The sequence below is a fragment of the Zeaxanthinibacter sp. PT1 genome (assembly GCF_028464225.1).
Taxonomy (GTDB): Bacteria; Bacteroidota; Bacteroidia; order Flavobacteriales; family Flavobacteriaceae; genus Zeaxanthinibacter.
The window spans coordinates 429,995-452,079 of the sequence record NZ_JAQPCN010000001.1; the positions used below are offsets into that span (position 1 = coordinate 429,995).

Consider the following 22,085-nt stretch of genomic DNA (forward strand, 5'->3'; position numbering starts at 1 on the left):
TTTTATACAACAGAGCTTTCCCCTACCTAAAAAGGTCCGATTTATATGCCTTCCAAAAGAAAAAATTTTGATGAATTATGGGAGACCATACTGGAAAATCCTGAAAAAGCCATTTCGGAATTTAACCTGGTCTATGTCTACCAGGATCAATTACCCATTGTTAGAAAGCGACTTTCCAAAGATTTTAAGTACCTCATAAATGGACGACCTTTAAAACTGAAAGACCATCTTGAACGGATAGAAAAACTTGTAATTCCTCCAGCATGGCAAGAGGTAAGAATATCAGATCTAGCCAATGGTCACTTGCAAGCCGTAGGCAAAGACAACAAGAAAAGAAAACAATATAAATACCATGAACTCTGGTCAAAGATCAGGAACCAGACCAAGTTTTACAAAATGGCTTCTTTTGGTGCTTCATTACCAAAAATACGTAAACATGTAGATGAGGATCTGGACCAGGAAAACTGGACAAAAACCAAGGTTCTGGCCTTGGTGATCCGGCTTATGGAAGAGACTCATATAAGGATAGGAAGTGAACAATATGCACGTAAAAATAAAACATACGGATTATCTACGCTTAGAGACCGCCATGTGAAAACCTATAAAAATGGTTTAAAATTCGAGTTTACCGGTAAGCGAGGTAAAAAGCATAAGATTACCCTGAGGAATAAGAAATTAATCCGGCTTGTTAATCAATGCGAGGAAATACCGGGATGGGAACTATTCCAGTATTTTGATGTAGACGGAAATAAACACGCTATAGAAAGCGAGCAGGTAAATGATTATATTCAAGATATCAGCGGGGAATCCTATACAGCAAAAGATTTCAGGACCTGGGCGGCTACCATCGTTTTCTTTGAAAGCTTAAAATCATGCGACTATCCGGAGAAAGAGGATGCTAAGCAGAGGAAGATTCTAAAAGCCTATGACGATGCAGCCAGGGAACTTGGTAATACAAGGAATGTCTGCAGGAAATATTATATTCACCCTGCCATTCCATCCAGTTATAATACAGGTGAACTGTTACCCTATTTTAAATTAGCTGACCAGGATACCCAGTCTCAGGATTATTTCACTTCTTCAGAAAAAGCGGTTTTGAAGTTAGTTAGAAATTACCGGCCTGATTTTACGACGAAGTCCTGATTATTTTATTCTACTTCTCACTTCTCTTCGAGACACAAGCATGAAGACCCAATCATTTTACTGAATTTCTGGTAATTTAATATGATGATGCGTTCATTCTGGCTCTGCTAAAATCATCATAGATCTTAACACAAAAAAACCCCTTAGTCTCCTAAGGGGTCAGTTTTTCAGGGATAATGGTCTATTCTACGTTAGACCCAATGTTGCCCTGTACCAGAATTGTTTCCATCTTAGTGTCACTTAAATGAACTTTTACATGACCGTTAAAGCGCAACAGGTCCTCGTAAGTCAGTCTAATGCCAGTTGCTAATTTAGATACCTCTGTTGTACTGGACTGGCAGGAACAGTCTATGGACTTCAGGGTTACCGCTACCTCACCTCCCTTGGCTTCATCATTATAATAAATAAAGGCCGGGTGCACATCTGTGGATGAGTTGTTCAGAGCAACCAACACACTGGTGGTCCCGTCTTTCTTCTCTGTAAAGGTTACGGTACCGGAAACCTTACTGCTACCTACTGGACGTAAAGTATATTCTTTGGATCGAAATACCTCTACAGGTTCATCATCTTTTTGACAAGAACTAAATACAGCAAATACAATAAGTGCTAATACAAGAGTATAGTGTTTCATATTTTAAATGCGAAATTGAATTTTTAATTCGCGCAGTAAATGTCCATGAAAAAACGATGCGATCTTATTCATAATATGTTAAATATTATAGCGAGACGCTGATTAACACACCTATGAATCCATATAGTAATATTTTGGCTGATCATCGGTAAATCATGGTTGTTTTCCATGAGTAATTGCTTAGTTTAAACTTACCCTTATTTATAAATCATTCCCCAATTGTTAAAACTGGCTATAAAGAGGTGGATTAATCTTCCCTTAACCATTAAAATCTTGATTTCTCCTTGCAGCTCTTACTACAAGACCATTATTTTGGATTAACCGCCTAGTAATGGGTCAACTATTGTATAAATTTTCAAAATTTAATCGTATTTTACAGCTACCGTTTCCGATAATTCCATATCTGTTGCTAACCGGATTAAAATTCAGATTGAGATTTTGGTATTTTTATGACTAATGGTTTATTCGGACAAAACCAAACGAACTACTAAATAATTAAGGCTAAATGGTAAGGCAACCTCTATTTATTGGCCTGACCGATGATGATCCGGACGACCGAGAAATTTTCGAGGACGCCCTGGCCCAGATACGACCTCAATCAGAGCTAATCACTTTTCAGCATGGTGGGGAATTGCTGGATTATTTAAAAGACCCACCGGAAATATTACCCGATATTATGTTCCTGGATCTTAATATGCCGGCCATCAGCGGAAAACAATGTCTGAAGGAGATCAGGTCCAGAGAAGAATTCGATAAAATGATTATTGCGATCTACAGTACTTCTACGGCCCAGGATCATATTTCTGAGACATTTGAGATGGGTGCAAACCTTTACATCAACAAACCCAACAGTTTTCACCACCTCATCAAAATCCTTGAAAGGATCCTTGTCACTGATTGGCAGCAGCATGCGGAAGAGGTAAACCGGCAAAATTTTGTATTCAAAGTATAGAGTTTTCTATAGCAGGGATCACTTTAAGGCATAAAAAAACCCCGCAAGCTCTGCGAGGTTTCTTATTTTTTTAGATGGACTTAGTTAACGTTTGACCCAATATTTCCCTGGGCAATAATGTTTTCCATGTCAGTTGCACTCTGGTGCACTTTTAGATGCCCGTTGAAATTAACGAGTTCCTGATAGGTAATCCGTACTCCGTTGTCTAATTTAGATACTTCTGTAGTAGCAGACTGGCAATCACAATCGATAGTGTTCAGCGTGATAGCAACCTCTCCTCCTTTAGCTTCATCGTTGTAATAGATGAATACTGGATGTGGAGTCCTGTCAGCCAGTTTGCTGATTTCAACAAATGCACTCGCTGTACCATCGGATTTTTCCGTAAAAGTAACACTACCGGTTACTCCATCCGGGCCTATGGCTCTTAAAGTATATTCTTCTGATTGTGCTGGATCTTTATCCGCTGCAGAGTCATCTTTGCTGCACCCGGCAAAAACCAAAAGTAACAGCATCAGTAAATAAGGGGCTTTGGTAATTTTCATAATCAAGTTTATTTATTAGCAATTCTCGTTTCAAAAATACGTCAAAAACGATAGTAACCTACAGATCAGGCGTGTATTCACGTATATAATCGATGAACCGCTTCAAAATTACCTCTATACATAATTAACAATGTTCGTTATCGCTAAAAAGAATGCTCTGCAAGCCGAATTTAATATGCACTTCACCGCCAAAAACCCATAGATAACTACTAATCAGCACACTACAATAGAGCTTAATCTTGATTTTTAGTACGCAGGGGCAACAATCGGCTGGCTGTTTTCATTTCCGCGTAGCGAGGATCCTGTATGTAATCCTGTTTCAGCATTTTCACTACCTCTATGCTTAAAAACCCAAATTCACTGACCACTTTTCCATAAATACGGTAAATACCCCTCCCACGAAAATAGAATTTGGCGGCTACGGGAGGAAAAAGCACCACGTCAAAGACGGCTCCTTCCCTGTCCACTAAGGTTGCAAAGAACATTTTTTGACCCTTATGGGTGCGGGTATTCTTCACAGCCACCAGGTAACCGTATATATCGATATGGCGATCCAGGTATTGGGGGAGATCCCGGGTGGTATGTTCATTTTTAGGCATATCCTTCAGAAGTGAAAAAGGACTGCACAGGCAGAAGCCCAGCAATTCTAACTGGGTAAAGGCTAACTCCGGTGCAGTGGTGTGTAAATCAGGTATACGGAAATCCCGCTGCCTTGGCGGGAACAACTTAGGGTGTTCCGGCAAAGGACCTTTAGAAAGGAATAGATGGGCCTGCCACAAGAGTTCGTGCTGGTTCTTAGCTGTAAACCGGAAGGCTTCAATCCGGATCAAGATGCTTAGCTGCTCTACAGATATCGGCACCCTGTCCAGGAAATCTTCAAGAGAACCAAAAGGCCCCTCCTCTGAACGGGCTGCCAGGATCCGGGTCATCACACGAGATTCCAGGTCCTTCAGGTAGATAAAGCCCAGGTAAATATCGGTTCCGTAAATGCAGACCCCTGCCCTGCTCTTATTGATACAGGGACCGTGTACGGTAGCCCCTAACATCTTAGCCTCGTGAACATAGAACTCCGGCCTGTAAAAACCTCCCCCGTTATTGAGCACTGCCACCATATACTCCAATGGGTAATACGCTCGTAAAAAAAGACTTTGATAACTCTCCACGGCATAGGAAGCAGAATGCCCTTTGGCAAAGGCGTAACCGGCAAAACTGGCGACCTGCTTCCATATCTCCTGGATCAACGCTTCATCATATCCTTTCTTACGGCAATTTTCAAGGAACTTATCCTGCACTTTTTGGAACTCTTCACGTGAACGGAATTTACCGCTCATCCCCCTTCGCAATACATCAGACTCACCAAGGCTCAGTCCCGCAAAATAATGCGCCACTTTTATTACATCTTCCTGGTAGACCATCACCCCGTAGGTCTCCGGCATAATCTGCAACATCACCGGGTGGGCCTCTTTCTGTGCCCGCTCTTTATCCCTGTGCCGCAGTATGTATTCGCGCATCATCCCGCTTTTAGCAACACCCGGACGAATGATGGAGCTTGCCGCTACCAAACCCAGGTAGGTGTCCACTTCCAGCTTTTTCAACAACATTCGCATAGCAGGCGATTCTACATAAAAACATCCCATACACTGGGCTGTTTTTATAAGCTTATTGATAACCGGGTCCTGCTTAAAGCTTTTAATATCGTGTATGTCTACCTCCAGCGCCGTTTCCGGTTGATTCTCCCGGGCGATCTCCAGGGCCTCCTTAATCTTGGCTAGCCCCCTCTGGGCAAGTATATCAAATTTATAGAGCCCCACATCTTCTGCGATCACCATATCAAATTGAGTAGTGGGAAATCCTTTAGGAGGCAAATGGGTAGCAGAAAAATAGTGCAATGGTTTTTCACTGATCAGGATTCCGCCCGCATGGATGCTCAGATAATTGGGCATATCCATGATAAGGGAACCGTACTTTAGCACTAGCTGCGACATCTCATCCAGCTGTGCAACATTAAAACGCCCCTCACTGAGGAGATCGATCTCTGCTTTGGGCAAGCCGAACACCTTCCCCAGCTCCCGTATGATTCCCTTTTGTTTAAAGGTTACATAGGTTCCCAGCAGGGCCACATGCCTGAAACGGTTAAATATATACCGGGTCATTTCCTCTCGATCACGCCAGGAAAAATCGATATCAAAATCAGGAGGATTTACCCGGTACAAATTGATAAAGCGTTCAAAATAGAGGTCGAGTTCTATGGGATCCACATCCGTGATCCGCAACAGATAGGCGACGATGCTGTTGGCACCACTCCCCCGCCCTACATAGAAGAAATTCCGTTTCCTGGCATAGCTTATAATATCCCAGTTGATCAGGAAATACGAGACAAACCCCTTTTCCCGTATCAGTGCCATCTCTTTTTCCAAGCGGGCTCTTACCACCTTGTCGGCTTCCGGGTAACGGTACGGCAGGCCTTCCTCGCAGAGTCTTTCCAACAGGGCTTCATCCGCTTCGCGCGATTCCAGGTAAGTCTGCTGGTTCTGAGGTTGCCTGTCCTCGGAAAAATCAAAATGGATACTGCACGACCGCATTAAGCGGTCGGTGTTTTCAAGGATATGAGGAAATTCAGAGAAAGCTGCGGCAAGGTTAGCAATGGGAAACATCTTTTCATTCTCATCCGCCACCTCGTCCCCGGGAAGCTTACTGAGCAAAACGTTATTGTCTATAGCCCTGAGGAGACGGTGCGCGTTAAAATCTCGTTTGTTACGAAAAGTGACGGGTTGTAAAACCACCAGTTTGTCTTTCTCTTCCCTGAGCCGGGAAAACGGCAGTCGCCTCAGGTCGTTTACCGAAATCCCGATAAATTCATTTTCCCGGAATTCGTACTGCTCATTTAACACCACTTTTTCAAATGGGTAAACTACGTAGGCATCAGGAAAAACAGGTGCCCTGCATGGGATAGGTTTACTTGCATGCAGTTGTGCCGATAAAAAATCATTTAACTGTCGGTATCCTTCATTATTTCTTGCAATCCCTACAAAACAAGGATCTACCCCGTTCCTGAAATCGATCCCCAGTAAAGGGCGTATATCAAACTCCTTCGCTTTCCTGATAAAATTGAGTCCGGCCGAGGTGTTATTGATATCGGTCAATACCATTTGAGTTACCTGGTTCTCCTCCGCCAGCCGCAACAGGTCCAGTTCGGAAAAGGTTCCGTAGCGCAGGCTGTAGTATGTATGGCAGTTCAGGTACATAACATGCTTATTGTTTTCGGTGTGCCAGCACAACGGGTGGCTGCCCGTTAAAAGGATTCTGCATTCTCCCGATGGTTTTTGCTCCCATACCGGCGGCTCGTAATACGCTTTTATCACCAAAACGTTCACGGATCCTGTCCATGGCTGCGTAAAGGTTCAGCGCCTCTTCCGTATCCTCGAACAGGTTGATCTGGTAATTTCCCGGAACCAGGTTACTGAAACGGATCCCCACCAGCCTCACCAATAAACGCCTGTTGTAAAGGTTATTGAACAACTCCAGTATCCTGGGGATAAGGATATGATCTGCACTGGTGTAAGGAATCCTGAGTTGCTTGGAGTAAGTATTAAAGTCCGAATAACGGATCTTAACCGAAATACAAGCGGTGAGTTTCTCCCCCCTTCGCAACTGGAAAGCCAGGTTCTCTGTCATTGCTACCAGTATTCCCTTAAGGCGGACGACATCAATGGTATCTTTGTCAAAGGTACGCTCGGTGGAAATCGATTTCCTTTCGTGGAAAGGGATTACAGGACTATGATCTACCCCGTTGGCCCTTTTCCATATCAGCTCCCCGTTAGCACCCAGCACCCGCTGCATAATATCCATCGGCATCTCTTGTATGGTCTTCACCTGCCGGATCCCGAGGTTTCTCAAGGTCTGGTAGGTTTTATCACCTACCATGGGAATCTTCTTGATCGAGAGAGGAGCCAGGAAAGGTTTTTCATATCCCAGGTCTATTTTCAGCTGGTTATTGGGTTTAGCTTCGTTCGTCGCAACCTTAGATACCACTTTATTGACCGAGAGACCAAAAGAAATAGGCAGGCCTGTTTCACGGGTGATGGTTTTACGGAGTTCCGAAGCATATTGGTAACATCCAAAAAATCGGTCCATCCCGGAGAGATCTGCATAAAATTCATCTATGCTCGACTTTTCAAAAAGCGGGACTTTTTCCCGGATGATGTCCGTCACTAATTCTGAATGCTTGGTATAAGTGCCTGCATTACCCCTGATGACTACCGCCTCAGGACAAAGTTCCCGCGCCATTTTCATCGGCATCCCGGAGTGTACTCCAAAACCTCGGGTCTCGTAACTGCAGGCAGCGACTACTCCCCGATCACTGGTGCCCCCTACCAGCAAGGGCTTATTGCGTAATTCGCTGTGAAGCAACCGCTCTACGGATACAAAAAAGGTATCGAGGTCCAGATGTAAAATTGTCTTTTGCATAACCAAAGAAATGGGAGAGCTAAATTATGGAATATTTCCAATTTTATGGATTATTTCCATGTTAAAGTTATGCCGTGGGGAATTGACCTGCAGCTACAAAAAAGAAGGCCCCCGGATTTGTTCCGGGGGCCTTCAAACTACGCTAAACAAAATATTACATTCCTGGAAGTACCACGGCATCTACAACGTGGATGACTCCGTTTGATTGGTTCACATCGGCAATCGTCACTTTTGCAGTGTTACCGTTTGCGTCTTTAAGCACTACATTCTCACCTTTTAACATAGCACTGATTTTTCCACCATTCACCGTGGTGAACTCAGCTTTGCCCATTCCTTTCTTTATAGCAGCGACGATATCTGCTGCACTGAATTTCCCTGCCAGTACATGGTAGGTAAGCACTCCCTGCAGTTTTGCTTTATTCTCTGCCTCTAATAAAGTAGCCACGGTACCTTCCGGCAGTTTATCAAAAGCATTATTGGTAGGAGCAAAGACCGTGAAAGGTCCGGGGCCTTGTAAAGTTTCCACCAAATCCGCTGCCTTTACGGCTGCAACGAGGGTTGTATGGTCTTTGGAATTAACGGCATTAGAAACGATATCCTTGCTCGGATACATTGCGGCACCACCGACCATTTTGGTCATTTCTTCTTTCATGTCCATGCTGTTGCTCATGTTATCCTGTTGAGCAGACAGGGTACTACCGATCATAAATAGAGCGAGAACAGTAGTTTTGTTTAAAATGTTGATGAGTTTCATAATGATAGAATTGTTTTATTGTTACACCCACACTTACGGAAAGTGATAGGGTGAGGTTTTATAAAAACAACTCTTAGGATTAATTTAACATTATGACCCCTGGCATCAATCAAAAGCGAAACCCGTACTGACTCTGAATACAAAAGCGTATACCGCAACCAGGTACATGATAAAACTGAACCAAGCGAAGAATTTGAAATAATGGGTCAATAAAAAATGCCCCAGGTCTCTGAATCCCTCGATATAGATCTCCTTGATAAGTAACATCGTTTTCATAATTATAGGTTTTAAGGCTATAACAACAAAGGCGGTTCCAGAACCTACTGTAAGTGAGGTTTATTTGTTTAAGCGTACAGAAAAACGGGTAAGTGGTAAAAGGAGTATGGAAATCTTTAGATATAGAATGCCGGTAACCAATAGTAGTTTTAAGCACTATTTCTCCCAGACCATTCAGAAGTGTTCTAGCGAAATAAGATGACCAGGATCACAGCAGCAATATAGCCGATGATGGCCAGGAAGCTTACAAATTCGATACTCATGGAATTGCTGAGCTGGGATATAAATTGGAAGATAGTTGTTTTCATTTTTCGTGGGGGTTCTCAATCCTACTGGAACAAAGCTGGTTATACTTCTCAAGATATACTAAGTTTATCGGTAAACGGCATCTAAAAACAGGATGAAATGCGCAATCAGTCGATCTGTTGCTTATTTTTACCGCTTCAATTGCCAAAATGGGGAAAAACGATCCATACGCAGCCCTGCGTTTCAGGGAGTTCAATATTTTTCTGGGAGTTAGGTTTGCCATGGTCTTTGCCTGGACCATGCAGTTTGTTGTTATTGAATGGGAAGTTTACAGCCTTACCAAAAATCCATTGTCACTCGGTATCATAGGCCTTGTAGAAGTGATTCCCGCGGTTTCCCTTGCCCTGGTAGCCGGTCATGTGGTAGACCAGAAAGAAAAAAAGGGATTGTTGCAAAAATGCATCCTGGGCTTTTCAGTGATCAGCCTGGGACTGTTCCTGTTAACCTGGCCTAAGATCACCGAAGGACTGTCCCAGGATCTTGTACTGTACGCCATTTATTTCCTGGTCTTCCTGGGTGGAATTGTCCGTGCCTTCCTGGGGCCAACCATATTTGCTTTATTCTCCCTGCTCATCCCAAAGAAATTTTATCCCAACGCGGCCACCTGGAGCAGTTCTGTATGGCAGATGGGCGCCGTAATAGGTCCTGCTGTAGCCGGTTTTTCTATCAGTTTAATCGGTGTACACTGGTCTATGTGCCTGATCGCGGTGTGTTCGGTTATTGCCTTTCTCCTGTTGGTCCAAATTCCTAAAAAACCCATTCTCAATCCTAAGATTGGGGAACCCATGCGCAAGAGCCTTCGGGAGGGAATCAAATTTGTATGGAATACCAAAATTATTTTAGGGGCTATTACCCTGGATATGATCGCGGTACTGTTTGGTGGAGCCGTGGCCTTGTTACCCATCTTTGCCCAGGATATCCTTAAGGTTGGTGCAGAAGGTTTTGGTATACTCAGGGCTGCCCCGGCCGTGGGAGCTTTCCTGATCATGTTTACCTCGGCCTATTTCCCCCTGGACAGAAAAGCCGGTATTAAGCTGCTGGTAGCGATATTCGGATTTGGTATGAGCATTATTGTTTTTGGGCTCTCCACATGGTTCTGGCTATCCGTATTTGCGCTCTTTATGAGCGGGGCGACCGATGGGATATCGATGATTATCAGGCAGACCATTCTACAACTTAAAACCCCGGATCATATGCGCGGACGCGTGGCTTCTGTCAACTCGATGTTCGTGGGCTCCTCTAACGAGCTCGGCGCCTTTGAAAGCGGGCTTACTGCAAAACTGATGGGGACAGTCACCGCAGTGGTCTTCGGGGGTTGTATGACCGTCGCGACGGTAATCACTACCGGCTTTGCATTCCCTACATTCCGCAAGCTGGACCTTAGGGATGATATGGAGAAAAATTCACAATCCTAAAAATTCCTGGTTTTTTAATATCACGAGGAATACTGCTTCTTTTATTGCTTTAAACCCATTTGAACGTTAATAAATAAATTGCCCGGTCTTCAAGCGAGAGGCAGTTCTCGTTATCTTCTTATGGATTCGGACCTTAGGTTCTCTATACCCTTGAAAGATATTTTGAATCCGGGTAAAAAATAAATAACCCGGATAATGATATCCGGGTTTGTATTCCATATTTTTCAGATTCTTAATCGTCTAATAGATCGATTACCTCCCGCATTTTATTACGGATAGCCTGGGCAAGCTCATTGTTTCCATCTTCATCGCTGGGGGAAATTTCTATAGTCCCGTCATTATTCCCATCCTGGGCCTGGGAAAGATCAATTCCTGCCGCGTCAAAAAATAAGGCGGAAAGATTAAAGTCGATTAACAGGTTCGTTGTAGCATCATTAATGGTCACATCCATCGTAGGATCTTCAAAATCAACTTCAATTTCATCCATAAAGTCATTCCAGTAAATAAATGGGATGTCATTAATGGTACCTTTTATAAGAACAGACTTTTCAAATAATTCACTTGAGCTGTCTGTACTCTTATTAATTTTAAATTCCATTTCTTCATAACGTCCATTGGGCACAGTTACATTAAGAAAAGATATTTGCCCTGCCATTAAATCTAAAGCAAATGGTCCCTCCAGTTCAATTTCATCTTCAGAATCGAAGAAACCGTCATCATCCCACTCTTCATCTTCAACACCTTCCATGTCTGGTTCTTCTACATCTATTTCTAATTCAAACTCAACAAGATTGATAAGGAAATTAGTGATGACCAAGCCGGAATTGGATTGTTTTAACGTGGAAGAGGATTTGTTTGAAGCAGGGTCATTAATAGTTGATTTAGCACTTACGGCCATTTTGCCTTCGCCGTTTCCGGTTTCTTCTTTAGAACATGAAATGAACAGCAGGGTTGAAAGCAACGCAAGACTAAGAGTTTTGTAATTGTTTTTTAATGATAACATTTAGTTTGGGGGATTAATTAATATTAGTTTTATTGAGAAGTAACAACTGTAGTTCAAATTACCCTACTTTTTATTCTTCCTTTTCTTTAACGACCTTAAAATGGATAAAGTATTTATTAGCCTGATAATCTGCATATAAAGACATTTCTGCTCTCCTTTTTACCCATTGCATTATTGACTATGAAAGAAGCTTTTAATATAAATTTTACCGTTAAAAACTCTGGCTGGAATAAGGTAGTGTTCACCTTGGTATTACTTATTATATCGATTTGCTCTTGTACGAATAAAATAGCTCTAAAACCGGTTACCATACAAGAATTTGCATCCTTCGTTGATGAGACCGGGTATATCACGGACGCTGAAAAATACGGGTGGTCCGTGGTACAGACCAGTGTATTCGGGTATAAAGTAGTGGAAGGGGCTAACTGGCGTATGCCCGACGGAAGACACCCGGCTTCCCCCGAGCTCCCCGTAACACAGGTAAGTTACAATGATGCCATGGCCTATTGTGAATGGGCCGGGGTACGTTTACCGACCTACGAGGAATACTGGGCTGCAGTGCAAGAGGATGAAAGGACAATTGTCTCCAACCAGGTACGGCCGATTTCCCCTGTAGACGAAGTAAATATCGTTGGCAATGTATGGGATATCACAAAGACCATTAAAAAGGAGCAGGTAAGGCTGGCAGGCGGCTCCATATTTTGCTCAGAAAATACCTGCCATGGAACCCAACCGGAAAGGGAATTCTTTGTGGATAGAGAGACGGGTAACATTCATATAGGATTTAGTGTGTTCGCGACCAGGGCATTGCCCTAGCCTATTCTGATTCTGAGCTAGTTCGCATACGCCAGAGATTTTTCTCGAAGAGGGTGATTTACAGGGAATCCAACCTTATTCAGCGTTGCTATCCACCTAGGATCACTATATACTGACCTGAAACCAGGATTGTTCATTATGGCTGTAAGTGATGGCTCCTTTATTCTTACGGCATGATCTAACCATTTGAAAACTAAATCAGGCTCCTCTCTTAAAGCATAAATTTCCGCAATATTAGGGGACCCGAAATCAGGATAAGAATTAATCAATTCTGTAAGAATTTCATTCGATTCTTTCTTTTTACCAAGGGCGAATAATACGGGTGCCTGGGCATAAAGCCGCCAAAAATCGTCTGGCTCTTTATTAGCCTCTTCCAGAGCTTGCTCCAATTCCCCCTTATGCAGGAATACCATGCTTAAGGAATGATGGCTAATTGCAGCATTCGGATTATATAATATGTATTTCTTAAGGGCTTCTTCTGCTTTATCGAGATCCATATTAATTAAATATAGGGATCCAAGACTATTATAAATATCAATATTCAATGGGTCAGTTTCAAGGGCCTTCTTTACATTCTGAATGGCCGTCTCGAACAACCCTAGATCTACATAAGTATACGAGGATTTACTTAATACTATAGGGTCATTGGGCTGTACTTCAATAGCTTTTCCCAAGTAGTCCTGAGCTTTCTCAAAATCCCAGTCCATCATGGCCATAAATGCGAGCTTCACATATACCCTTCCATTCTTAGGATCCAATTCCAAAGCTTTAGAATATGACTGATCGGCTAATGCTTTTTTCTGATCAATAGCAGATAAATGGCCGGTAAAAGTCATGATTTCCATCAAATAGGTATTTCCCAATAGCAGCCAAGCCGGAGCATACTCACTATCTATATCCAGAGATTTTCTGACAACTTCTTGGGATTTTAAGATCGCTGCTTTAGTATGCTGACGGTACAAATCCATAGCACTCAGGTAAAGAATATAAGCATCGCTTTTAGCTTGCGGAGCCTTTGGGTCTCCCAATAAATTTAACTGCAGCCGCTTGGTCACAAGCTTAGCAATATCATCCTGTATTTTAAATATGTCGTCCATTTTTCGGTCAAATGTTTCAGACCAGACATGGGCACCGGTTCTAGTATCCACCAATTGAGCAGTAATTCGCACCTGGTCCCCGGCTTTCCGCACACTACCCTCCAGAATATAAGCAACCTTCAGCTCTTCACCAATAGCCTCTATAGTTTTATCACTGTCTTTAAAAGAGAAAGAAGAAGTGCGGCTGATCACTCTTAATTCGGGTATTTGTGCCAGGAGGTTTAAAAGCTCTTCGCTTATTCCGTCTGAAAAGTATTCCTGGTCCCTTTTAGGGCTCAAATCTGCAAAGGCCAGTACTGCGATTGATTTATCAATTCCGGTTTCAACTACACTATGGTGAAGTGCATCGGAAGCTGCATTCACGGGCTGGGCCCTGAACAGGTCGAACAACAAAAGACTTGCAACGAGTACCAGCCCCCCTATAATGATCTTATCTAAGCGGTTGCTGGTGTGACTTGTAATGGATTTTCCAGGAGCAATATTGGAGGTTTTCTTAATACCATCCGGGGTGATCTCGTAAACCCATGAAAATATTAGCCAGACCGGAAATCCTATACCTAAGCAAATTATGATGGATTTCAGTATGTAGGAAGGTGCTTCAAACGTGGCTAGCAGGATAGAGAGTACCTGGACAATGATCCATGAAAAGACCAGGTAAGCCAATGCGGCTTTAAAAACATTCCTGCGCTTTAGTTCCGATAGGTAATTTTTCAAATCCATGCCTAACTAATTTAAGAGAATTTTTTATCAATTGCCTGATAATGAGTTAGAAAAATTACTATAATCGAATTGCGATTACCCAACAAGTCTTTTAATTCCTCACCCATATACTTTATGGAAGTATCACAATTTTTTAATTCCTCCCCTGCATAAATCCTTCGATCAATTGTTAAATATAATTTAATGTTTAATTTTTTCTATAATCTATTAAACATAATGTGTAATTTAGTCCTCATACCGGATACGGGATTTATTATCACAAGGGAAATCAATTGCTATGAAAAATCCTTGCCCGTATCCGTTTCATCAAAATCTTCCCCCGTTTTAATCACTTGCTGATGTCCTTAAATATTTTTGAAAAACCGTTGCAACCCTGTTGCACTGATCCCATGACCGGGTATTTCAGGGATGGGTATTGCAGAACGATGGCAGGAGACACCGGGACTCATGTAGTTTGTGCTAAAATGACAGAGGAGTTTTTAGACTTCACTGCGAAACGCGGGAATGACCTCAGGATTTCGATTCCCCAGTGGAAGTTCCCGGGCCTGAAGGCCGGTGATCGCTGGTGCGTATGTATCAGTAGGTGGCTGGAAGCAGAAGAAGCCGGACTTGCCCCTCCTGTTTTCCCTGAATCAACACATATGAAAGCCCTTGAATACACCACCTTGGGAAAGTTGATGGAAAACGTAATCAGGGAATAGTCTAAAAAACTGCATAAAAAACCCTATCCACTTGTCATGAATAGGGTTGTTGTACCTCGGGTGGGAATGCATTGTGATGCTTCCCTTCGATGTCGTCTTGAAAACCATAAAAGCAAACACTTCGCTTTACTCCAAAAAGAAAGCGAGCTTTCTTTTAAGAAGCTCGCTTGTATTTCCACTCTTTTGTGGTTTATTCGTACCTCGGGTGGGAATCGAACCCACACTCCTTGCAGAACCGGATTTTGAATCCGGCGCGTCTACCAGTTCCGCCACCGAGGCAATTGGGACTGCAAAACTATAAAAAAATTTATTTGCCATCCTAAAATTCGACACCTATTTCCTTTAGCAACACAAATAAATTCCTAAATTTGCACCTCCTTTAATAAAAGGACTTCTAAGGAAGTAAAACTCAAGACCTTAAGTATGCCGTATCAAGTACCGGAACCTAAGATTTTTGGATGTACCCAGAGCACCGTCCTGGCAGAGAAAATCGCTGCCGCTTACGGGGCCGAGTTGGGCAATGTAATCTTCTCGCGCTACAGTGACGGAGAATTTCAGCCCTCTTTCGAGGAATCTATTCGCGGTACCCGGATCTTCATTATTGGTTCTACCAACCCGAGCTCGGAAAACCTGATGGAGATGCTTTTAATGATCGATGCCGCCAAGCGCGCTTCGGCCAGGCATATTACAGCAGTTATGCCCTATTTTGGTTGGGCACGGCAAGACAGGAAAGACAAACCCAGGGTTCCTATCGCAGCGAAGTTAGTTGCGAAAATGCTTGAATCTGCCGGGGCTACCAGGATCATTACCATGGACCTGCATGCAGACCAGATACAAGGCTTCTTTGAAAAACCGGTAGATCATCTCTATGCTTCCACCTTGTTTTTACCATACCTGGAATCCTTAAACCTGGATAACCTCACTATCGCATCCCCGGACATGGGTGGTTCTAAAAGAGCCTATGCCTATTCCAAAGCGCTGGAAAGCGACGTAGTTATTTGTTACAAGCAGCGCGCGAAAGCCAACGTGATTTCCCATATGGAATTGATCGGTGATGTACGCGATAAGAATGTAGTCCTGGTTGACGATATGGTAGATACTGCGGGAACACTGACGAAAGCGGCAGACCTGATGATAGAACGTGGTGCAAAAAGCGTGCGAGCTATCACAACTCATGCCCTGCTCTCCGGCAATGCCTATGAGCGGATTGAAAAATCACAATTGGCGGAATTGATCGTTACAGATTCAATTCCCCTGAAACAACAGAGCGAAAAGATAAAAGTACTTAGTTGTGCAGATCTTTTTGCCGATGTGATGCACCGTGTGCATCACAATACCTCCATCGCATCTAAATTCCTAATGTAGGTACGAGGAGACAAATACGTATTTTAACTATTATATATACATAATGAAATCAATTTTAATCAAAGGATCAGAAAGAGAAAGCGTGGGCAAGAAGGCAACGAAGGCCCTACGTAATGCTGGAAAGGTTCCTTGCGTGGTATACGGAGGGGATAAACCAATACACTTTGCAGCAGATGAAATCGCATTTAAAGATTTAGTGTACACCCCTAACGCCCACACTGTTGAGGTTGATTTAGATGGTGGCGGTAAGATCAATGCCGTTATGCAAGATATTCAGTTCCACCCGGTAACTGACCAGATCTTACATATCGATTTCTACCAACTATTCGATGACAAAGAAGTTACCATGAGAATTCCTGTAAGATTACTAGGAAATGCTCCCGGTGTTCGTAACGGTGGACGTCTACTGTTCAGAAAGCGTAAACTTTCTATCAGGGCGCTACCTAAGGATCTTCCCGATTTCTTCAACGTGGATATCTCCAAGTTGAAAATCGGTGAGTACATCACCGTAGACTCATTGAAACAGGACAACTTTACCATCCTGCACCCGGATTCTACCTTGGTAGTCCAAGTTAAGACCGCAAGAGCAGCGATCGTAGTGGATGACGAAGAGGACGAAGAAGGACTTGAAGGTGAAGAAACCACTGCAGAAGGTGAAGAAACTGCCGAAGCCGCAGCTGGAGAAGCCGCAGCAGAAGGACAGGAGTAAGCCACTGCTCACAATTTTAAAAGCATCCTGGACAGACCATAATTAATGTGTCTGCTTTCAGGATGCTTTTTTATTTTTGCACCTATTAAGACCACTCAATGCGTTCAATTCTTAATTGGCTTTTCAGACATAAAAAGTCGGAAATAGAAAGTACACCACCCATGAAAAAATATCTCTTTGCCGGACTTGGCAATATAGGGGAAGAATACGCCCTTACCAGACACAACATTGGATTCCAGATCATTGACGCACTCGCAAATCAACAAGGTTTCAGCCTGGAAACGGCAAAACTGGGTGAAGTAGGAAGCTTTAAACTTAAAGGACGTACTATTATCGCCCTGAAACCATCTACCTATATGAATCGCAGTGGAAAAGCTGTAAAATACTGGATGGACAAGGAAAACATCCCACTAGAAAACGTTTTGGTCATCACCGATGACCTCAACCTTCCTTTCGGTACCCTTAGATTAAAAACCAAAGGCAGTGATGGCGGTCATAACGGCCTAAAAGACATACAGCAGCTACTGCAGACGACCACCTACAACCGGCTTCGTTTCGGAGTGGGGTCCGATTTTCAAAAAGGACAGCAGGTAGACTATGTCCTGGGAACCTGGAGTGAAGAAGAGGCTAAGGCATTACCCGAACGTATAGACCGCTGTGTGGAACTAGTACAATCATTTGTCAAAGCCGGTGTAAAAAACACCATGAACGAATATAACAACACCTGAATTAAAGGGATTTAAATCCGAATACTCCTGATTCCGAGCGGTTTCCTTCCCGGTCTATGGTGACCACCTTCCAGTAATACACCGTATCAGCTGCGACCGAAACCTTATAACTGGAGGTAGAAGGCCCTAAGGATGCCTCTAAAGTTTCAGGCGGATCGGTATCCGAAAAATAAATCTCGTACAAGGATATGTCGTTGTCCACATCGGCTCCATCCCACTGTAAGGTCACTTCATTATTGATATCACGCACCACAGAAGCTCCTGATTTTGGACTGATTACCGCAGCAGGGAAAGGCGCATAGTTGGTCTGGGATCCTGCATTATAGAATTTCCAGGTGGCACTTGTCGCACTTTCATCAGTCTGGGTATTCCTTGAAATAATAACCCAGGAATAGGGCGTGCCCTTTAATATGGGTAGTTTGGCAGACAGTTGTTCCGTTCGCAACGATTGCCCCACATTGGTCAACAAATTAACCACTCTTAATTCGTAGTCCTTAGTGTTCGCCCCGGCTGCCCAGCGAAACTCTACCTCACTGGTAAGATCAGATAATACTCTCCCTTCCGTACATTCACTATTCTCTAATGGGAACAATAGCGTAGCCGCTTTTGGGGGTTTTGGATCGTCCTTGCCGCAAGCAAAGAGGATAATTGCCAAAAAGAGCATTACCATCTTTTTCATCGCTTTACAATTTTAAATGTTCTGGATCCAGACTGGTCTTCTACCCTGACCAGGTATATCCCGGCAGGCCAACCTGTCAGATCTACTTTCACCTCTCCATCCAGAACCGGGTAAAAGGCTTGTTTAAGAAGGCTACCGCCGGCATCAAAAATGGAGAGCTGTTGCCTCTGCTGTGTTCGGCCTATATAGATTGCCGTCTCGTTAATGAATGGGTTAGGATAGACCAGGTCCGGCCCGGGAACAAATATTTCTTCCTCGTAAATGCCCTGGCACGCCTTATTGGTACTAACCCTTATAAGATTATTCCCTTTCTTAAGTTCAACACTATATTGATCGCCTGTCACTTGGGTCAGCAGTCCGTTCAATTCTATATTATACAATTCGGCTCCGCCCAGCGTTAAATTTAAACGACTGGCATCTGCATTCAGTTGGGAGAAAACAGACAGTGGAGGTGGTTCATCCACCACGACCTCAAAACAGTACGTTTCGTATTCAATTGGGCCATCCGTAGCCTGGATACAAATCTCGTAAGTACCTGAGGACAGTGAGCCCAGCTCATAGTTCGTCATAAAGGATGCACTTTCATTAAGTCCGTTGCCCACCACGGTAACCTGGTAGTCCAGTACCGCTTCTGCCGTGATAAATACCCTGCCGTCATTACTGTTGATACAACTTTCACTATCGACAGAAATTCTGAAGTTTTCCTGTGGTAAACGATAAACGGCACAGCCGTCCGTATCTACTTCCACACCAGGCGGGGTGCCGAGGCAAAGATCGTCTCCATCGTCAAAGATACCGTCTCCATCTGCATCAGGTCTAAAATCTCCTTCTACGCACATATCCAGTGTAAAAGAATTCAATGCACCGCCATCAGCAGGAGCACTGTCAAAAACCGTAAGTTTCCAGGTTCCCACGATAGACTCCCCCTTAAACGAAGAAAGTGAACCCAGTGGTTTCACCCTACCGCTGATTGCAGGGTTATTGCCGCATACCAGGGTTTCCCCATCGTCGTCAAAGACAGCATCCATATTCCTTAATTCACCGCATGTATTAGAAACGAGAACTACGGTGGTTCCTCCCGGTGATTCCAGGCTGACGATCAGATCCCCAAGGAAAGTATGATCAATGTCCAGGGAGACGTCAACATCAGAAACCGGGAGATCTTCAAAGAAGGTAATGGTCGATGTTACGGTAGGCGTACCTGAAGATGAAATGCTCAGGGGCAGGCCAGTAGCCGATTTGCTTTTACAGGATATTGATATGGTAGAAAAACTAAAGGCTGGACCAAAGTTGCCTTCACCACACGAGTTTTTACCTTTAACTCTCCAATAATATGTTTCAGAGGGAATTAAATTCTGCGGCAAGTAGCGCGGAAATATAACCTCTGCCGATTCAACAATCGTAGAAAAACCTGCATCAGTGGCAATCTGTAGCTCGTAACTCGAATTTCCCGGGTCTGCAACCCATTCCAAAGGTACCTGTACGCTTGTTCCGGTGGCACCATCCAATGGTGAATTGAGCGTAATATCGGCGTAGGTATCATTGAGTACCCGGAGCTCCAAGTCTACGCTCCTATTAAGGCTGGCCGATGTACCCGTCACTGTAAAAGGATATGTCCCCGTATTCACCCCGGCTACATTTGTAATATTCAGGGTAACTGCTGTGCTATCCGCTGTTGCGCTTAGTGGCGTAAATACCGCGTTTAATTCCGGAGGAAGTCCACTGGCTGAAAAGCTAACTTCTTCATTGAAGCCGCCAAAATTGAAATAATCAAAAGGGATCTGAAGATCGTCAGGCAGACAAACCTCGTAGGCAAGAGAATCAAATGATAACACGAACTGGGATTCTATTATGTTAAAATCTGCGGCGTTGATAGCAAAGAATATATTGTCATCTGCCTTGACCATGAACCTGCCCTGGCTCGTACTAAGCCCGGGAAGCAGCACTTCGTGATTGCCGTCGTTGGGGACCGCATCTGCAAGCTGGTAAGGATAAGTAAGTCCGCCGTCTAATGATAAGAAAATATCAACAGATTGTGCGTTGACCATCCCCGTATTAGTTCCTGCCACATCCCAGTTAATGGTCTGAACGGATCCGGCCAGGTAAGACTGCTCACTCGCCTGGGTAAGTACGGCAAACGGGCCTGCATCACTGCTCACAGAAATGTTTACGAGATCTGATGCCACTTGGCCTCCCCCCTCGGCATTATCCCGGACCGTCAGGGCAAAATTCAATTCCCTTTCTATACTGGAGACGGTTTCCCAGGCCGAGTTAATCCCCGGGTTTGTCTGTGTAAGGTTCCCCTGCACCACTTCGGTAAGTCGGGGAAAATACCGTGAAGGTTCCGTGGATGGGGGCCGGGATCGAAAATTGGCTCCTCCGGGATTCGTAGGACCAAAGGTGATCGCGGTAACCACACCATTATCGATCTGCTCCCAGGCGTAGGTCAGCACATCGTTCATATCCGGATCCGAGGCGTTTCCTGTCAGTACAAAAGCAGTAGATTTCGGGATCACGAAATCACCGCTCGAAGTAATAACGGGAGGATTATTCGCCAGTGAAGTCAGTACTCCACAGCTCACAGTTTTCAGGTAATTTGTGATCTGAAGGATGCTGTAATAATGAAAATAATCATCGCCATTTCCCTGGACGTTGTTCCCTGCCACGATCCCGGCATAGCCCATGATGGTAGTTCCACTTCCGGGTTCGGCCTGCACTAGCGTGCCTTCAGATTCGAAAGACCAGGTATGGTTTGCGCCAAATTGGTGTCCCAGTTCGTGAGACACGAAATCCAAATCAAATACCGGGCCTTCAGGCATCAATGCCGAAGAATACGCACTTCCTTTCTGATTATCCTTGCACACGGAACCAATAAAACCTGCATTCCCGGAATCATTGTCCCTGTGAAACAGATGCCCGACGTCATAGTCTCCTTCACCTATTAGGTTGCTCAGGGTATTTTGGACTTCAATGTTGAGATTGGATCCATAGGGATCTTTTTCAGGATCATTATAAATCACAAGGTCAGTATCAGCAACCAGTTCGAGGTGCACCGCCAGATCGGTTTCAAAAACTTCGTTTACTGTCGTCAGGGTAGCATTGATCGCCGCAAGCGCATCCTCTATGGTTCCCCCGTGATATTGGGTGTATTCTCCTGTTGCGGAAACAGCGATCCTGAAAGTTCGTAACTGTCCATCATCGACGAGCTTAAAAGCATTCCCTTGTTGTTTGCTGAATTCATCCGTTGTAAAACATAGAAAATCCTGTTCCTGCCCCGCCATATCATCCCGATTATAAACCAGGTATTTATCTGCCGAACCCCGGACCTTTTCCAGGAAAACGTATTTATTAGTATCCGTGTCTATGATCATCCCCTGCATCCCCTTGTGAGAGAAACTGAACCTTATCCTTTCATGATCATTATCCATGTTCTGACCAATAAAAGACCGAATCTCCGGGTACTTTGCCGCGAGGGAAGGTGCCAATACCGAGTTCTCTCTTACCCTGAACCGTGCAAGTTCTCCTTGTGCTGTAGGGATATGGAGAATAAGGCTACTGTTTTTAGCGGTATTCAGCTGCTGCAGTTCATTGCGGAATTCTGATTCAGACAAGCTGAAAAGCTTCGTGCTATCCCCTTTAAACTTCTGTTGTGCTGATGGAAGTGCTTCCATGCCTCCCTCTGCCTGTTTCCAATAACCCTGCTGCGCAGACCCGTAAAAGGAAAGAAATAGTATGGTTATTGATAAAACAAGCCGTAATTTTGTGTTCATCAAGGGAATTT

The 22,085-nt window shown here is 43.9% G+C and carries 19 protein-coding genes and 1 tRNA gene; 8 read left to right on the forward strand and 12 right to left on the reverse strand.

Going from position 1 to position 22,085, the window contains the following annotated elements:
* The first annotated feature begins 45 nt into the window (after positions 1 to 45).
* Complete coding sequence (locus PP178_RS01890; RefSeq protein ID WP_272592608.1) at positions 46 to 1,143, forward strand: DNA topoisomerase IB; 1,098 nt, start codon at positions 46 to 48, stop codon at positions 1,141 to 1,143.
* Positions 1,144 to 1,324: 181 nt separating this feature from the next.
* On the opposite strand, the gene PP178_RS01895 is transcribed toward PP178_RS01890, so the two are convergent.
* A complete protein-coding gene (locus tag PP178_RS01895; protein ID WP_272592609.1) occupies positions 1,325 to 1,774 on the reverse strand; it encodes a hypothetical protein in 450 nt (149 codons plus the stop codon).
* Positions 1,775 to 2,279: 505 nt separating this feature from the next.
* Between PP178_RS01895 and PP178_RS01900 the strand changes: the two genes are divergently transcribed.
* Positions 2,280 to 2,726: a response regulator gene (locus PP178_RS01900; protein WP_272592610.1), complete on the forward strand. Its 447-nt coding sequence runs from the start codon at positions 2,280 to 2,282 to the stop codon at positions 2,724 to 2,726.
* A gap of 80 nt (positions 2,727 to 2,806) precedes the next feature.
* On the opposite strand, the gene PP178_RS01905 is transcribed toward PP178_RS01900, so the two are convergent.
* From PP178_RS01905 to PP178_RS01930, 6 genes are all read right to left on the reverse strand, one after another.
* Positions 2,807 to 3,268 carry a hypothetical protein gene (locus PP178_RS01905; protein ID WP_272592611.1) on the reverse strand — a complete coding sequence of 154 codons (462 nt, stop codon included), beginning with the start codon at positions 3,266 to 3,268 and terminating at the stop codon, positions 2,807 to 2,809.
* Positions 3,269 to 3,501: 233 nt separating this feature from the next.
* The gene (locus PP178_RS01910) at positions 3,502 to 6,513 is read right to left on the reverse strand and encodes a DNA polymerase III subunit alpha (protein ID WP_272592612.1); all 3,012 of its coding nucleotides are present in this window, start codon (positions 6,511 to 6,513) and stop codon (positions 3,502 to 3,504) included.
* A gap of 7 nt (positions 6,514 to 6,520) precedes the next feature.
* Complete coding sequence (locus PP178_RS01915) at positions 6,521 to 7,735, reverse strand: DNA polymerase Y family protein (protein WP_272592613.1); 1,215 nt, start codon at positions 7,733 to 7,735, stop codon at positions 6,521 to 6,523.
* 154 nt (positions 7,736 to 7,889) lie between these two features.
* Positions 7,890 to 8,489, reverse strand: a complete 600-nt coding sequence (locus tag PP178_RS01920) for a fasciclin domain-containing protein (protein WP_272592614.1) — start codon at positions 8,487 to 8,489, stop codon at positions 7,890 to 7,892.
* A gap of 105 nt (positions 8,490 to 8,594) precedes the next feature.
* Positions 8,595 to 8,765, reverse strand: a complete 171-nt coding sequence (locus PP178_RS01925) for a DUF6747 family protein (protein ID WP_272592615.1) — start codon at positions 8,763 to 8,765, stop codon at positions 8,595 to 8,597.
* A 185-nt stretch (positions 8,766 to 8,950) separates the two neighbouring features.
* The gene (locus PP178_RS01930; protein ID WP_272592616.1) at positions 8,951 to 9,073 is read right to left on the reverse strand and encodes a hypothetical protein; all 123 of its coding nucleotides are present in this window, start codon (positions 9,071 to 9,073) and stop codon (positions 8,951 to 8,953) included.
* Between the two features lie 147 nt (positions 9,074 to 9,220).
* Here PP178_RS01930 and PP178_RS01935 point away from each other — a divergent pair, with 147 nt between their 5' ends.
* The gene (locus PP178_RS01935) at positions 9,221 to 10,486 is read left to right on the forward strand and encodes an MFS transporter (protein ID WP_272593609.1); all 1,266 of its coding nucleotides are present in this window, start codon (positions 9,221 to 9,223) and stop codon (positions 10,484 to 10,486) included.
* Positions 10,487 to 10,718: 232 nt separating this feature from the next.
* Here PP178_RS01935 and PP178_RS01940 read toward each other — a convergent pair whose 3' ends face one another.
* Complete coding sequence (locus tag PP178_RS01940) at positions 10,719 to 11,489, reverse strand: hypothetical protein (RefSeq protein ID WP_272592617.1); 771 nt, start codon at positions 11,487 to 11,489, stop codon at positions 10,719 to 10,721.
* Between the two features lie 180 nt (positions 11,490 to 11,669).
* Between PP178_RS01940 and PP178_RS01945 the strand changes: the two genes are divergently transcribed.
* Positions 11,670 to 12,305 (forward strand): SUMF1/EgtB/PvdO family nonheme iron enzyme, encoded by a 636-nt coding sequence (locus tag PP178_RS01945; protein ID WP_272592618.1) that lies wholly within the window; start codon positions 11,670 to 11,672, stop codon positions 12,303 to 12,305.
* Positions 12,306 to 12,322: 17 nt separating this feature from the next.
* Here the strand turns inward: PP178_RS01945 and PP178_RS01950 are convergent, their stop codons facing one another.
* A complete protein-coding gene (locus tag PP178_RS01950; protein ID WP_272592619.1) occupies positions 12,323 to 14,122 on the reverse strand; it encodes a tetratricopeptide repeat protein in 1,800 nt (599 codons plus the stop codon).
* A 338-nt stretch (positions 14,123 to 14,460) separates the two neighbouring features.
* On the opposite strand from PP178_RS01950, the gene PP178_RS01955 reads away from it, so the two are divergent.
* Positions 14,461 to 14,823: a DUF2237 family protein gene (locus PP178_RS01955; protein WP_272592620.1), complete on the forward strand. Its 363-nt coding sequence runs from the start codon at positions 14,461 to 14,463 to the stop codon at positions 14,821 to 14,823.
* A gap of 197 nt (positions 14,824 to 15,020) precedes the next feature.
* On the opposite strand, the gene PP178_RS01960 is transcribed toward PP178_RS01955, so the two are convergent.
* Positions 15,021 to 15,102, reverse strand: a tRNA-Leu gene (locus tag PP178_RS01960).
* A 144-nt stretch (positions 15,103 to 15,246) separates the two neighbouring features.
* On the opposite strand from PP178_RS01960, the gene PP178_RS01965 reads away from it, so the two are divergent.
* The 3 genes from PP178_RS01965 to pth all read left to right on the forward strand — a co-directional run bounded on the left by PP178_RS01965 (position 15,247) and on the right by pth (position 17,625).
* Positions 15,247 to 16,188 (forward strand): ribose-phosphate pyrophosphokinase, encoded by a 942-nt coding sequence (locus tag PP178_RS01965; protein WP_272592621.1) that lies wholly within the window; start codon positions 15,247 to 15,249, stop codon positions 16,186 to 16,188.
* Positions 16,189 to 16,231: 43 nt separating this feature from the next.
* The gene (locus PP178_RS01970) at positions 16,232 to 16,897 is read left to right on the forward strand and encodes a 50S ribosomal protein L25/general stress protein Ctc (protein WP_272592622.1); all 666 of its coding nucleotides are present in this window, start codon (positions 16,232 to 16,234) and stop codon (positions 16,895 to 16,897) included.
* A gap of 98 nt (positions 16,898 to 16,995) precedes the next feature.
* The gene (pth, locus tag PP178_RS01975) at positions 16,996 to 17,625 is read left to right on the forward strand and encodes an aminoacyl-tRNA hydrolase (RefSeq protein WP_272592623.1); all 630 of its coding nucleotides are present in this window, start codon (positions 16,996 to 16,998) and stop codon (positions 17,623 to 17,625) included.
* Between the two features lies 1 nt (position 17,626).
* On the opposite strand, the gene PP178_RS01980 is transcribed toward pth, so the two are convergent.
* Both PP178_RS01980 and PP178_RS01985 read right to left on the reverse strand, forming a co-directional pair.
* The gene (locus tag PP178_RS01980) at positions 17,627 to 18,304 is read right to left on the reverse strand and encodes a hypothetical protein (protein WP_272592624.1); all 678 of its coding nucleotides are present in this window, start codon (positions 18,302 to 18,304) and stop codon (positions 17,627 to 17,629) included.
* On the reverse strand, positions 18,301 to 22,074 hold the full coding sequence (locus PP178_RS01985) for a reprolysin-like metallopeptidase (protein ID WP_272592625.1): 3,774 nt from the start codon (positions 22,072 to 22,074) through the stop codon (positions 18,301 to 18,303). Before PP178_RS01985 ends, PP178_RS01980 begins: the two co-directional genes overlap by 4 nt.
* Positions 22,075 to 22,085 lie beyond the last annotated feature (11 nt).